Here is a 13,239-nt window from a genome sequence, read left to right as displayed (position 1 = left end):
GGCCCCAAGGAAGCCCACCGCCCGCCATGCACCGAAGCGCGCTCCTCGCCCCCGCCGTTTCCGCGGCCCTGCTGCTCTCCCTCGCCCCGCCGGCGCTGGGCCAGCCTCAGCCCCTCCCCGGTCAGGCCCCGCCCGCGCCCGCCGCGCCGGCCCAGACCCCCGACGCGCCCGCGGCGGCGCCCGCGCCGCCGGCCGACATCCCCCCGGCGCCGACCCCCGGGCCCGCCGCGCCGGTCCAGACCCCCGCCGCGCTGGGCCCCGAGCCCGCCGCGCCGGCGCCGGCCGCCGCGGCGGCGGCTCCGGCGGCCGCGGCGGCGGCCCCCGTCCCTGGCGCGCTGCCGCCGGCGGCCGGCGCCGCGACCGCGCTGCCGCGGCTCGAGCCCCGCGGGACGCCCCAGGCCGAGGAGCCGCCGGTCCGGGTCGGCGACGCCATGGACACGCGCCTCACCTGGACGCTCGGCGACGACGACGTGCTCCACGACACGGGCCAGGCGCAGCCCATCTCGCCGAACGTCAGCATCGGTGATCGCAAGCAATACCGGCTCTTCTTCGACAACCTCAACTCCCGCTTCAGCGGGCGCGAGAACCTGACGCACCTCGCGCTCTACAAGAAGATGCCGGGGTTCATCGAGGGGCTGGACACCGAGGCTTCGCTCGTCCTCCGCATCGACCTCGCCTCGCTGTCCAGGAACAGCAACAACGTCAATCAGGCGCTCTACGACGCAGGCTCGTTCATCCGCGCCTTCTATCACACCGACGGCAACGCCGACGGCAAGACCGGGCTCGGCATCACGCTCTGGCCCCTCGACACCGACAGGTTCCGCCTCGGCTACCTCTACGACATCTCGTGGGGCGGCACGAACGCGTCGATCAACCAATCGATCTTCCCGCGCATCATCGGCACCGCGCCCGGCGCGAAGGTGCAGTTCGACGCCGAGCGGTTCAGCGTCTTCGCCGGGTTCAAGGTCGCGAGCCTCACGCAGCTCCAGCGGGTGCTCACCCCCGGCACCAGCGAGGTCGAGGAGATCCGCGTCGCGCAGACGAACTACGGCTTTCTCCTCGGCGGCGGCGCCGATCTCCACCCCTACGTGCACGCCGACCTCGGCGCCGGCTACTTCCAGCAGGGCAGGTTCGACTGGCCCGACGTCGCGGGCGAGCCGGTCTACACGTACGGCGCCTCGGCCCGCGTCGTCGCGCACACGAAGGGCGAGCCGATCCCGCAGTCGGTCGACTTCCTGCTCTACCGCAACGACCCGGACCGCCCGCAGATCATCTTCAAGCCCGAGACCTACACGCCGGGCAAGACCACCTGGGCCGTGAGCCTCGAGGCGTCGAACCTCTACCAGAACCTCAAGGACTTCGAGTCCGCGGGCGTGACCACCCGCCAGGCGGCCCGCGCCGGCGCCCTCCAGGCGGTCCTCAAATCGGGGTACGCGCGCGCGAGCGTCACCGGCATCTACCGCGATCTGCCGTTCGTGCTGCGCAACCAGCCGAGCTTCATCCCGTTCCAGAGCATCCCCGAGACGCGCGGCGCCTCGACGGGCGACGAGCTGTTCTTCGCCCTTTCGGCCGACTACTACGTCGCGCGGGCGCGGCTCACCCCCGGCATCGGCGCGGGCCTCCAGCTCCCCGCCACCTTCAAGACGACGTCGTTCGACCTCTACAGCGCGCCGATCGCGCGCACCGTGGTCGTGCGCGAGCAGGGCAACCTGTCCATCCTCCCCTACAACCGCTCCGCCGTGCCCATCTTCCAGGCCCGCGTCAGCCTCAAGTGGGATATCAGCCGGATCCTCTCCGCGGTCGCGTGGGTCCAGTACGTGCGCGACAACAACGGCACCTTCATGGAGCGCGACCCCTCCGAGGGCACGCTCGCGCTGCGCACCTTCGTGAACCCCGACTTCGTCGGCGGCGGCATCAGCGCCCAGGCCCGCTTCTGAGGGGCGCGCGGGCGCCGCGCGCCCCCGCGGCCCGCGCTCACCGCGGCTGGAACCCCTTGAACGCCGCCACGGCCCGCTGCGTGCTGCCCACGGTCTCGACGATGCGGAAGCCCCCGCGGAGGTAGAACCCCTCGAAGTGCAGCACGCTCTCGCCCTCGGCCGGCTCGATCTCCCAGTAGCGCGAGAGGTCGCGCGACGTGCCGAGGACGGCGATCCGCCGCCACCCACCCGGGATCATCCCCGTCCACTCCGGGCCGCGCTTCTCCGTGAGCTCGAAGTCGTCGCGGCTGTGCTTCACCCGGAAGCTCGCGTCCGGGCCTGACCCGATGCGCGCGTCGAGCGGGCCCCCGGGCGGCCCCTTCGCGTCCTGGTCCTGCCGCCGCGGCCCGCGCTTGCTCACCCGGTAGCTCGCCACCGAGTGCGGATCCAGGTAGTAGGTGCCGCCCTCCTTGTTCGCGCGCAGCCGCCCCGCGTAGATCGCCTGGCGCACCGCGCTCTCGGAGATGCCGAGCTGCTGCGCGGCCTCCGGCACCGTCATCGTGTAGCGCGTCCGCGGCGTGGCCACCGCCGACTCGGGCGGCAGCCGCTTGCGCGCCAGGCAGTCGAGCATCACGTGGAACGCCGGATCGCGGTACACGTCGGCCGTCGCGACGCTCCGCCCCGCGACGGCGGTCTTGTCGAGCAGCGGGTTCTCCGGCCCGAGGACGAGATCGGTCAGCTCGGCCTCGGACACCGCGGGATCCCGGGCCGCCGCCAGCACCCGGCACAGGAAGGTGCCGAGCTCGCCGGTCGGCGTCGCGAAATCGACCGTCTCGCCGGACAGCAGCGTGTATTGCGTCTTCATCTCGCCTCTTCGCAGCTCGTCGTGTGCGCGCTCCAGCACCGCGCGCCGCGCGCGTGCCCGGGGCTACGCGAGCCCGATCCGTCCGTGAGGCGGACGAAGTCCCTCGCGCGCGCCGGTGCCGGCGCGCGCAGGCGGATCTCACCCCACCGGGGACGCCGCGCGCGCGGCCCCGGCCCCGAGGGGCAGGACCGCCCGCACGCCGCCCCCGTCGGGCACGCGTTCAGCGCCGCAGCTACGGATTACTGTATGCCCGTTCAGGTAGTTCCGTCTAGTGCCTTTGCACGCCGGTAGGACAAAAGTCGTCCGCCTCCGGCGACGTCACGTCATCCGCAACTATCCGAAAATACACATTAATTCTGCGCGATCAGAACGCGTGGAACCGGCGGAAAAATCGTCGTGGGCTCGCGAGGCGGGGCGGAACGGCGGCCGAGACCGGCGCGCGGCGCCCGGCGGCGGCGGGCGCTGTTCAGGGCCGTGTGGGGCGCCGTCTGTTCAGGTGGCGGGCTTCTGCCGCGCCGTCTCGGCGAGGGTCTGGACGGTGTCGGGGTCGTGGTCGCGGATGCAGTCGACCCCGTTGCGCTCGAACTGGATGGCGGCGGCCAGCGCGGCCCGGCTTCGCTCGCGGTCCATGGCCCACGCCGCGTGCCGCACGAGCAGCGCGAGCGACAGCGCCCGGCCGAGGGTGATCGCGACGCGGCGGGCGCCGGCCTCGAGGCCGGGGCGGTCGGTGGCGGCCATCTCCTTGATCCACGCGCGGGCGTGGGACACCGCGCGCGACGCCGCCGTCTCGGCCTCGGCGAGCTTCGGCTCGACCACGCCGGTGAGGAGGCGCGCCACCTCGGCCGCGAGGATGTCGAGCGAGCCGTCCTTCAGGATCACCCGCAGCGCGTCGAGGGCGAGCACGTTGGTCGTGCCCTCCCAGATCGGCAGGACCTGCGCGTCGCGCAGGAGGCGCGGCAGCCCCGTGTCCTCGATGTAGCCCGCCCCGCCGAACGCCTCGAGCACCTCGCTCAGCACCGACACCGCCTGCTTCGCGGTCGTGAGCTTCGCGATCGGGATCATCAGCCGGAGGAGCTTCGCCTCCGACTCGGTGAGCGACCCCGTCTCCTCGCGCCCGAGCAGCTCGATCGCGCGGAAGGTCAGGTGGAAGGCGCCCTCGAACTCGGCCTGGAGCTCGGCGAGCGTGTCCATGTGCAGCGGCTTCTCGGCCAGCGTCGCGCCGAACAGGGCGCGGCGCTGGGCGTAGGAGCGCGCCAGCGCGAGCCCCCGGCGCATCCCCGCGACGGCGGCGATCGCGTTCCAGGTCCGCGTCACGTTCAGCATCGGCGCGATCGCCCGGACGCCGTTCGTGAGGCCCGCGATCGGCGTGGCGAGGACGCCGTCGAGGGTGATCTCGGCGGTGGGGACCTTGCGGGTGCCGAGCTTGTCCTTCAGCCGGTTGAGCAGCACGCCCTCGCGGCGCCCCTCCTCGCCCGCGAGCTCGACGTAGAACAGCGCGAGCCCGCGGCTGCCCTCCGGGTTGCCCTCGGGGCGCGCGAGCGCGAGCGCCATCTCGGACGTGGCCGCCGAGGCGAACCACTTCGTCCCGTACAGCCGGTACGCCCCGTCCGGCCCGGGCCGCGCCACGGTCTCGCTCCGCCCCACGTCCGAGCCGCCGGTGCGCTCGGTCATCCACTGGCCCGACGTCCAGGCGCGCGCCGGGTCGCGGCTCGTCAGGCGGGGCACCGCGCGGTCGATGAGGGCGCGGTTGTCGCTCGCGAGCAGCGCCCGCGCGGCGCCGTCGGTCATCGCCAGGGGGCACGTGTAGACGTCGCTCGACGCGTCGAAGAGGTACGCCAGCGCGAACTGGTGGACGCGCGAGAACGCGCCGTGGGCCCGCTCGTACGCCGTCGCGACGACCCCGTGCTCGCAGGCGATGCGCGCGGCCTCCTTCCAGAGCTGCGTCACCTCGACCCGGTCGACGCGCTTGCCCCAGGCGTCCCACGACGTGAGCTCGGGCTCGTTCTCGCGATCGGCGAGCTGCAGGCGGTAGAGGCGGCCGCCCGAGAGCTCGCCCATCTCCCGCAGCGAGGGCGTGATCGACGCGGCCACCTCGCGCGGCAGCACCCGCGCGAGGTAGGACCGCAAGACGCGGTCGTCGTCGTACTGGTTCCCGAGTGATGGGGGGTCTTGATAGAAAGCCACCGGCCGACTCCTGGGTTGGTGCGCCGCAGCCCGAACCGTGCGACGCGGAAGCGTCGATCGGGTCCCGCGCGCCCTCCGGCACGCGCGGCGACTCGCAGCCTCGAACCACTCGAAGCTACTGAACCCGTCCCATCCGGTTCAACAGGAAGCCGAGAGCCCGCTCGCCGTGGCGCGGCGAACGGTGAACCTCGGCTGTCAATTTCGCCGAGCCAGCCGGTTTCTGTGCGCTGTTCGGGTGCCGTGTCGCACGGAAAGAAGCGCAGATTGTGCGGTTCTTGACTTCCCCGATGTACCAATGCATAGGACTGGCGGTGAAGCTCTCGAACAAGGGTCGCTACGGTGTGCGCGCATTGTTCGATATCGCGTTCCACAACGACGGGCGGCCGACGCAGATCCGCGAGATCTCGGAGCGAGAGCTCATCCCGGCCCGGTTCCTGGAGCAGATCTTCCAGGACCTGAAGAAGGCCGGGCTCATCAGCTCGAAGCGCGGCCCGCGCGGGGGCTATCACCTGGCGCGGCCCGCGAGCGAGATCAGCCTGGGCGACGTCGTCCGCGCCCTGGAGGGGCCGGTCGCGGTGATCGCGCCGGACGACGAGGGCAACCCGGAGAGCTCGACGCTCGACCCGCCCACGGCCGTGTTCCACGATCTGGCGCTCGCGATCGAGCGCTGCTTCGACGCGGTGTCGATCGCCGACGTCTGCGAGCGCGGGGTCGAGCTCGGCGTGCGCCGCAAGGGGCGGCCGGAGCGGTCGACCTACGTGATTTGAGCCGACCTCCCATGAGAAGCCCTGACCGAGCCGACCCGTCCTCCGGCGTCCCCCGCGCACCCGCGGGGGCGGCCGAGCTGCCCCCGCTGCCCTCGCACCCGCGCGTCGTCGACAGCGTGCTCGACCTCGTGGGCGACACGCCGCTCTTCGAGATCCGCCGCGTCGACGCGGCGACGCCCCGGGGGCGCGTCTTCGGGAAGGCCGAACAGCAGAACCCGGGCGGCTCGCTGAAGGACCGGATCTGCCTCGCGATGATCGAGGGCGCCGAGGCGCGCGGGCTGCTCGGCCCGGGCGCGGGCGGCGTGGTCATCGAGCCGACGTCGGGGAACACCGGGATCGGGCTCGCGATCGTGTGCGCGGCCAAGGGGTACCGGTGCATCCTGACGATGCCGGCGAGCATGAGCCTCGAGCGCCGCCAGCTGCTCGAGGCCTACGGCGCGGAGGTCGTGCTGACCGAGCCCGAGCTGCAGATGGAGGGCGCCATCGACAAGGCGCAGCGGCTCGCGGCCGAGATCCCGGGCGCGGTCATCCTCGGCCAGTTCGACAACCCCGACAACCCGCGCGTCCACGCGGAGACCACCGCGCGCGAGATCCTGCACGCGATGGCGGGCCTCGACGGGCCCGAGCGGCCCGGCCCGCGGCAGTCGCTGACGATCGACGCGTTCGTGGCGGGGGTGGGGACGGGCGGGTCGGTGAGCGGCGTCGGGCGCGTGCTCAAGCGGCTGCGCCCCGGGACGCGCGTCATCGCGGTCGAGCCCGAGTCGTGCGCGACGATCTCGCGCGGCGAGCGCGGGCCCACGAAGATCCAGGGGCTCGCGGCGGGGTTCGTCCCGGCGAACTACGATCCGGGCGTGGTGGACGAGGTGCGCACGGTCGGCGATCGCGCCGCGTACGAGACGAAGGCGGCGCTCGCCCGCCAGGAGGGGCTGCTCGTCGGCATCAGCGCCGGCGCCGCGGTGCGGGTGGCGCTCGACGTCGCGCGCGAGCTCGGCCCCGACGCCAACGTCGTGACGGTCCTGTGCGACACCGGCGAGCGGTACTTCAGCCTGGACGAGTACTTCCGATGAGCGACGGCGACGGCGCGACGGTCCGCGGGTGCGTGCTCCTCGTCGGGGCGGGGGGCATCGCGGCGCCGGCAGCGCTGGCGCTCGCCGCGGGGGGCGTGCGGGAGATCCGGGTGGCCGACGACGACCAGGTCGAGGTCACGAACCTGCACCGGCAGATCCTGTTCGACACCGACGACATCGGCCGCCCGAAGCTCGACGCCTTCGCCGAGGCGCTGCGCCGCCGGCATCCGACGCTCCGGGTCGATCGGCGGTACGGCCGCTTCACGCCGAGCGCGGCGGCCGCCCTGATGCCGGGCGTCTCGGTCGTGGTCGACGCGACCGACAACTTCGCGACGCGGTTCCTGATCGCCGATGTGTGCCGCCTCACCAGGACGCCGGTGGTGCATGCGGCGGCGATCCGCTGGCGCACGACGGTGATGGCGGTCGCGGCGGAGGGGCGGCCTTGTTACCGCTGCCTGTTCGAGGACCTGCCGACGGGGAACGCGCCGGACTGCGCGACGGCCGGGGTGGCGGGCCCGGTGTGCGGCGTGGCCGGCGCGCTCGCGGCGGACCGGGCGCTGGCGATCCTGGCGGGCGACGCGTCGGTCTACGGCCGGATCGCGACGTACGACGGCCTCGCGGACACCTTGCGGAGCGTCCCCGTGGCCGCCCGCCCCGCCTGCGCCCTGTGCGGCGAGCGCGCCGACATCGCGACCATCGACGCGTCCCGTTACGTGATCTCGTGTGCTGCAGAAGGGGACCGCGAGAGCGGATCCCCGACCCACGTTGAAGGGGGCCGTGAAAACGGATCCCCGACCCACGTTGAAGGGGACCGCGAGAGCGGATCCCCGACCCACGTTGAAGGGGACCGCGAGAGCGGATCCCCGACCCACGTTGAAGGGGACCGCGAGAGCGGATCCCCGACCCACGTTGAAGGGGACCGCGAGAGCGGATCCCCGACCCACCTCAACACTGGAGAGCATGACCATGGCTGACACCGCGACCGTCCGCATCCCGACCCCCCTTCGCACCCTCACCGGCGGGCAGGACGAGGTCAAAGCCGCCGGCGGCACCGTCGGCGAGCTGATCGAGAACCTCGAGAAGAGCTACCCGGGCATCCGCGACCGGCTCCTCGACGAGAAGGGCGTGCGGCGCTTCGTGAACATCTTCGTCGGCGACGAGGACATCCGCTTCCTCGACGGGCTGAAGACCCCCGTGAAGGGCGGCGATCAGGTCGCCATCGTCCCCGCGATCGCCGGGGGCTGAGGTGGACGACCCGCGCTATCTCCGCCAGGTGCTGCTCGCGGAGATCGGTCCAGAGGGACAGGCGAGGCTCGGGGCGGCGACGGCGCGCGTGCTCGGCGGGCGCGGCGACGGCGCGCCGCCGCTCGCGCGCGAGGTGGCGGAGCGCTACGCGCGCGGGGCCGGCTTCGGCGCGCTCGCGGAGGGCGCGCTCGACGTCGACGCGCTCGCGCCCGCGGACCTCGTCGCGTCGCCCGCCGCGCGGGCGGTGCTCGCCGGGGCGCGGGCGGCCCTCGCCGAGATGCGGGCCGCGCTCGGCCGGGGCGGCGCCGGGGCGGGGCAGGGCGGCGCGGCGGAGGGCAAGCCGTCATGAGGCTCTCCCTCGCCCGCTCCCGCCGGATCGCGTCGGTCGTCGACGCCGTGGGCGACACGCCGCTCGTGCGCCTGTCGCGCATCGGCCGCGACGCGCCCTCGGTCGAGGTGTATGCGAAGCTCGAGTTCACGAACCCGGGCGGCTCGGTGAAGGACCGCGCCGCGCTGCGGATGATGAGCCGCGCCGCCGCCGACGGCCGCCTCACCAGCCAGAAGACGCTCATCGACTCGACCAGCGGCAACACCGGCGTCGCCTACTCGCTCTTCGGCGCGGCGATGGGCTTCAAGGTGGCGCTCGTCATGCCGTCGAACGTGTCCAAGGCGCGCAAGGACATCGCGCGCGCGTTCGGCACGGAGCTCATCTTCAGCGACCCGATGGAGGGCTCCGACGGCGCGATCCGCCACGTGCGCGCCCTGGTCGAGGCGGATCCGGAGAGGTACTTCTACCCGGACCAGTACTCGAACGAGGACAACCCGCTCGCCCACTACCACGGCACCGCGCGGGAGATCCTCGAGGCGGTCGGCGACCGGATCACGCACTTCGTGGCCGGGGTCGGCACGAGCGGCACCATCGTCGGGACGAGCCGGCGGCTCCGGGAGCACCACCGGCCGATCCGCTGCATCGCGGTGGAGCCCGCGGACGCGCTCCACGGGCTCGAGGGGCTCAAGCACCTCCCGAGCTCGCTCGTGCCCGCCATCCACGACGCGGGCGCGTACCACGAGACGATGCGGATCACGACGGAGGAGGGCTGGGACATGTCCGATCGCCTCGCGCGCGAGGAGGCGCTGCACGTCGGACACTCGGGCGGCGCGGCCGTCTTCGCGGCCTTCGAGGTGGCGAAGCGCCTGCACCGCGAACAGCAGGGAGGGTGCGTGGTGGCGATTGTCCCGGACCGGGGCGACCGCTACTTTGCGCCCATGAAATGGGAGAAGCGTTACGTATGGTGATGTCTCACCCGTGGACCGCCGGCGGGGTCGTCCTCACGGCGGCCGTCCTCAAGGCGGTCGAGGCCGAAGCGCTCGCCGGGTACGCGCGCGACGAGGAGGCCTGTGGGTACCTGAAGGGGCCCGCGGGCGACGCGCTGCTCTGCGACGAGCACGTCCGGATGGAGAACATCGCGAACAAGCTCCACGCCGTCGATCCGGAGCGGTACTTCCGGACGGCGCGGACGTTCTTCGACTTCAACGGCAAGCGCTTCTCGGACGCCGTCGAGAGGGGGGCCGCGGAGGGTCGCCCCGTGAAGGTGCTCTATCACTCGCACCTCGACGCCGGCGCCTACTTCAGCCCGACCGACGCCGCCATGATGAGCGGCGGCGAGCCGCCGGCCGAGGAGGGCGGAGCGATCGTGATGGGGCCCGGGCCGGCGTTCCCGCTCGCGTTCCTCGTCACGAGCGTGCGCGGCGGCTCCGGCGACGGGGGCGAGCCCCGCATCGCCGAGCACCGCCTCTTCGTCTGGGACGGCGCCGCGTTCGTCGCGTCGACGTTCTCCGTCATCGATTGAGCTCATCGCGCCGGGGCGCGTCCGCCGTCCTCGCGCTGCCCGCACCCGCTTGCAGGGTTCCGCTCCCCAGGCCCAGAGAGGCCGATTCCGCAGTTGTCACTCGATCATCGAAGGAGTTGCCTAAATGTCAGGTTTTGTTGTCTGGTTCACCGGGTTGAGCGGCGCGGGCAAGAGCACGCTCGCGGCGATGCTGTCGGCCGAGCTCCGCGCCCGCTCCGTCCACGTCGAGGTGCTCGACGGCGACGAGGTGCGCACGAACCTCTCGAAGGGCCTCGGGTTCTCGAAGGAGGACCGCGATACGAACATCCGGCGGATCGGATACGTGGCGAAGCTCATCGCCCGGTCGGGCGCGTGCGCGATGACGGCGGCCATCAGCCCGTACAAGGCGATCCGTGACGAGCAGCGGGCGCAGAACCCGCGCTTCGTCGAGGTGTACTGCTCCTGTCCGATCCCGGTGCTGGCCGAGCGCGACGCGAAGGGGCTCTACAAGAAGGCGCTCGCGGGCGAGATCAAGAACTTCACGGGCATCGACGACCCGTACGAGGCGCCCGAGAACCCCGAGGTGGTCGTCTACACCGACAAGGAGACCAAGGAGGAGGGCCTCGCCAAGATCCTCGCCAAGCTCGAGGAGCTCGGGTACGTCCCGCGCCGCGGCGCCGCGGTCGCGGTGTCCGGCGCTGCAGCCGCGGGGGCGGCGGCGGCCGGCGCCCGCGGGCTCATCGCGCCGCACGGCGGCGAGCTCGTGAACCGGTGGGCCGAGGGCGCGGAGAAGGCGTCGCTCGCCGAGCGGGCGAAGGGGCTGCCGGTCATCGCGCTCGACGAGCGGACCGAGAGCGACGTCGAGATGATCGCGATCGGCGCGTTCTCGCCGCTCCGCGGCTTCATGAACTCGAAGGACTACCTGCGCGTGGTGCGCGAGATGCGGCTCGAGAACGGCCTGCCGTGGTCGATGCCGATCACGCTCGCCGTCTCGGAGCAGGCGGCCGAGGGGCTCCGCGTCGGGTCCGAGGCCGCGCTCCGCGCGCGCGACGGCCGCATCGTGGCGGTCATCGAGCTGAGCGACAAGTGGCGGCCGAACAAGGAGCTCGAGGCGCAGGAGGTGTTCCGGACGACCGAGACGAAGCACCCGGGCGTCGCCTACCTGATGGGCACGGGCCCCGTGTACGTCGGCGGCGAGATCCGCGTGCTGGAGCGGCCGGTCGAGTCGCCGTTCCCGGCGTACGACCGGGGCCCGGCGGTGACGCGGGCGTATTTCGCCGAGAAGGGGTGGCGCCGCATCGTCGGCTTCCAGACGCGCAACCCGATCCACCGGGCGCACGAGTTCATCACCAAGACGGCGCTGGAGATCTGCGACGGGCTGATGATCCACCCGCTCGTCGGCGCGACGAAGTCGGACGACATCCCGGCGGACGTGCGGATGCGCTGCTACGAGGAGCTCATCGCGAAGTACTATGTGAAGGATCGCGTGCTGCTCTCGATCTACCCGGCGGCGATGCGCTACGCGGGCCCGCGCGAGGCGATCTTCCACGCGCTCGCGCGCAAGAACTACGGCTGCTCGCACTTCATCGTGGGGCGCGACCACGCCGGCGTCGGAAGCTATTACGGCACGTACGACGCGCAGGAGATCTTCAATGCCTTCAGCCCCGGAGAGCTCGGCATCACGACGCTCAACTTCGAGAACGCGTTCTACTCGACGGTGGTCGGAGCGATGGCCACCGCGAAGACGGCGCCGGGCGACGCGTCGACGCAGGTCAACCTGTCGGGCACGAAGGTGCGCGAGCTGCTCCAGCGCGGCGAGCTGCCGCCGCCGGAGTTCTCCCGTCCGGAGGTCGCGCGCATCCTCATCGAGGCGATGCGCAAATCGTCGTAGCCCTCCCGGCCTGATGGCGGCGGCGCGCGGCCTCGTCGAGCGGGGCCGCCGCGCTGCCGCCGGCGCCGCGCGCGGCGCGGCCCTCGCGGCCCTGACCGCGCTCGCCGGCCTCACCGTGGGGGCGCCGGCGCGCGCGGACCTCGGCGACGACGCCGCGCGCGTCGCGCGGATGTGGTCGCTCTCGGGCGCGCGCGTCGCGCGGCTCCCCCCCATCTTCGTCGAGCACGGCCGCCTCCGGGTGGTGGCGATCGACCCGCCGCCGGCCGGCGTGGCCGGCGTGGCCGGCGCGCCTGGCGCGGTCAGCGCGAGCGGCGCGAGCGGCGCGGCCAGCGCGGGCCGCGCGACCGGCGCGAGCGGCGCGGTCGCGCCGAAGGCGGAGGAGTGCCTCGCCGTCGCGTTCCTCGCGCCGCGCATCGTGGACTTCACGCTCGAGCCGGAGTCGTCCTCGGGCGAGCTGTCGGCCCTCGAGGGGCTCGTGCACCGCCTGCGCGGCCAAGATCCCGAGGACGAGCGCCGCATCCACAGCGTCGCCGGGGCCGCGGCGATCGTCCGGTGCGGGGACGCGCGCGAGACGCTGCGCCGCGTGGCGCTCGAGGTGCTGTCGCCGCGGGGCGCCTTCGAGGTCGTGGTCGCGGCGTCGAGCGGGCCGCCGGAGCGGCTCGAGTCGATCCTGCCGGAGCGCGTGTCAGGGCCCGTCGCGCCGCGCGGCGACCCGGGGCGGCCGGCCGAGCCGGGGCCGCTCGACGCCCGCGTCGCGCGCGCCGCGCGCCGGGCCCGCGCCGACGGGGCGCCGCGCGTCGCGCCGCTCGACATGCGCGCCTCGACGGTCGGGACGGGGCAGTTCTCGGTCAAGCTCGCCGAGGGCTGTCACCGGCTCGACCTGATGGCCGAGGTCCCGAGCGCCACCGTGCGCCGCGCGACCGATCTGGACGCCGAGGCGCGCGAGGCGGGCACGGGGCGGCTGCTCGATCGCGACCGGTCCGACGCGCCCGACGCGCGGCTCGACTTCTGCCTCGGGGGGTCCGGGGTCGTCGAGGTGCCGTTCCTCGGCGCCGCGGGCCCGGTCAAGGTCGTGCTGTCCGACGCGCAGTGGCCGATGCCGCCGCACGTGCCGGGGTACTTCGGCGCGCGCGCCCGGGGCAACCTGGCCGCCGCGCTGAAGCGCCGCCACGCGCCCGCGCCGCGCGCGCAGGCCATCGCCGAGGCCGTCGGCGCGCAGGGCGACACGCTCGTCCCCGTGGAGGTCGAGCCGGGCCGCTGCTACTTCGCGGCGGCGGCGCTGGCGCGGGGCGAGATGCGCGCGCTCCGGATCTCCGTCGAGCTGGGCGACCGCGCCGCGCGCGACGACGCCGGCGAGGGCGGCGAGGGCGCCGGCGTGGCCTTCTGCTCCGAGATCGAGGAGAGCGCCGCCCTCCGCGTGTCCGCGCGCGGCGGCTCGCCCGTCTGGGTCCTCGCGGTCTGGCCCATGGACTGAC

The 13,239-nt window shown here is 73.5% G+C and carries 12 protein-coding genes; 10 read left to right on the top strand and 2 right to left on the bottom strand.

Annotated elements, in window-relative coordinates:
* Nucleotides 1–26: 26 nt before the first annotated feature.
* Complete coding sequence (locus NQZ70_RS35480) at nucleotides 27–1,937, top strand: hypothetical protein (protein ID WP_129578182.1); 1,911 nt, start codon at nucleotides 27–29, stop codon at nucleotides 1,935–1,937.
* 37 nt (nucleotides 1,938–1,974) lie between these two features.
* Here NQZ70_RS35480 and NQZ70_RS35475 read toward each other — a convergent pair whose 3' ends face one another.
* Together NQZ70_RS35475 and NQZ70_RS35470 are read right to left on the bottom strand one after the other, a co-directional pair.
* Nucleotides 1,975–2,781 (bottom strand): helix-turn-helix domain-containing protein, encoded by an 807-nt coding sequence (locus NQZ70_RS35475; RefSeq protein WP_129578181.1) that lies wholly within the window; start codon nucleotides 2,779–2,781, stop codon nucleotides 1,975–1,977.
* 492 nt (nucleotides 2,782–3,273) lie between these two features.
* Nucleotides 3,274–4,965 (bottom strand): acyl-CoA dehydrogenase family protein, encoded by a 1,692-nt coding sequence (locus NQZ70_RS35470; RefSeq protein WP_129578180.1) that lies wholly within the window; start codon nucleotides 4,963–4,965, stop codon nucleotides 3,274–3,276.
* Between the two features lie 311 nt (nucleotides 4,966–5,276).
* Between NQZ70_RS35470 and NQZ70_RS35465 the strand changes: the two genes are divergently transcribed.
* The 9 genes from NQZ70_RS35465 (at nucleotide 5,277) to NQZ70_RS35425 (ending at nucleotide 13,238) form a co-directional block, all read left to right on the top strand.
* Nucleotides 5,277–5,732, top strand: coding sequence for an Rrf2 family transcriptional regulator (locus NQZ70_RS35465; RefSeq protein ID WP_129578179.1), 456 nt, complete (start codon nucleotides 5,277–5,279; stop codon nucleotides 5,730–5,732).
* A gap of 11 nt (nucleotides 5,733–5,743) precedes the next feature.
* A complete protein-coding gene (gene cysK, locus NQZ70_RS35460) occupies nucleotides 5,744–6,799 on the top strand; it encodes a cysteine synthase A (protein ID WP_129578178.1) in 1,056 nt (351 codons plus the stop codon).
* Nucleotides 6,796–7,773, top strand: a complete 978-nt coding sequence (locus NQZ70_RS35455) for a HesA/MoeB/ThiF family protein (protein WP_129578177.1) — start codon at nucleotides 6,796–6,798, stop codon at nucleotides 7,771–7,773. The genes cysK and NQZ70_RS35455 overlap by 4 nt, the downstream gene beginning before the upstream one ends.
* Nucleotides 7,766–8,044 (top strand): MoaD/ThiS family protein, encoded by a 279-nt coding sequence (locus tag NQZ70_RS35450; RefSeq protein ID WP_012238383.1) that lies wholly within the window; start codon nucleotides 7,766–7,768, stop codon nucleotides 8,042–8,044. Before NQZ70_RS35455 ends, NQZ70_RS35450 begins: the two co-directional genes overlap by 8 nt.
* Nucleotide 8,045: 1 nt before the next feature.
* Complete coding sequence (locus NQZ70_RS35445; RefSeq protein WP_129578176.1) at nucleotides 8,046–8,393, top strand: hypothetical protein; 348 nt, start codon at nucleotides 8,046–8,048, stop codon at nucleotides 8,391–8,393.
* A complete protein-coding gene (locus tag NQZ70_RS35440) occupies nucleotides 8,390–9,340 on the top strand; it encodes a PLP-dependent cysteine synthase family protein (RefSeq protein ID WP_129578175.1) in 951 nt (316 codons plus the stop codon). Before NQZ70_RS35445 ends, NQZ70_RS35440 begins: the two co-directional genes overlap by 4 nt.
* A complete protein-coding gene (locus NQZ70_RS35435) occupies nucleotides 9,334–9,894 on the top strand; it encodes a Mov34/MPN/PAD-1 family protein (RefSeq protein ID WP_129578174.1) in 561 nt (186 codons plus the stop codon). The genes NQZ70_RS35440 and NQZ70_RS35435 overlap by 7 nt, the downstream gene beginning before the upstream one ends.
* 124 nt (nucleotides 9,895–10,018) lie before the next feature.
* Nucleotides 10,019–11,764 (top strand): sulfate adenylyltransferase, encoded by a 1,746-nt coding sequence (gene sat, locus NQZ70_RS35430; RefSeq protein ID WP_129578173.1) that lies wholly within the window; start codon nucleotides 10,019–10,021, stop codon nucleotides 11,762–11,764.
* Between the two features lie 13 nt (nucleotides 11,765–11,777).
* Complete coding sequence (locus tag NQZ70_RS35425; RefSeq protein ID WP_129578172.1) at nucleotides 11,778–13,238, top strand: hypothetical protein; 1,461 nt, start codon at nucleotides 11,778–11,780, stop codon at nucleotides 13,236–13,238.
* The last annotated feature ends 1 nt before the right edge of the window (nucleotide 13,239 follow it).

This window comes from Sorangium sp. So ce836 (assembly GCF_028553905.1).
Lineage (GTDB): Bacteria > Myxococcota_A > Polyangia > Polyangiales > Polyangiaceae > Sorangium > Sorangium cellulosum_D.
The sequence above is the reverse complement of the archived record's forward strand: the minus strand, read 5'-3'. Positions and strand labels throughout refer to the sequence as shown.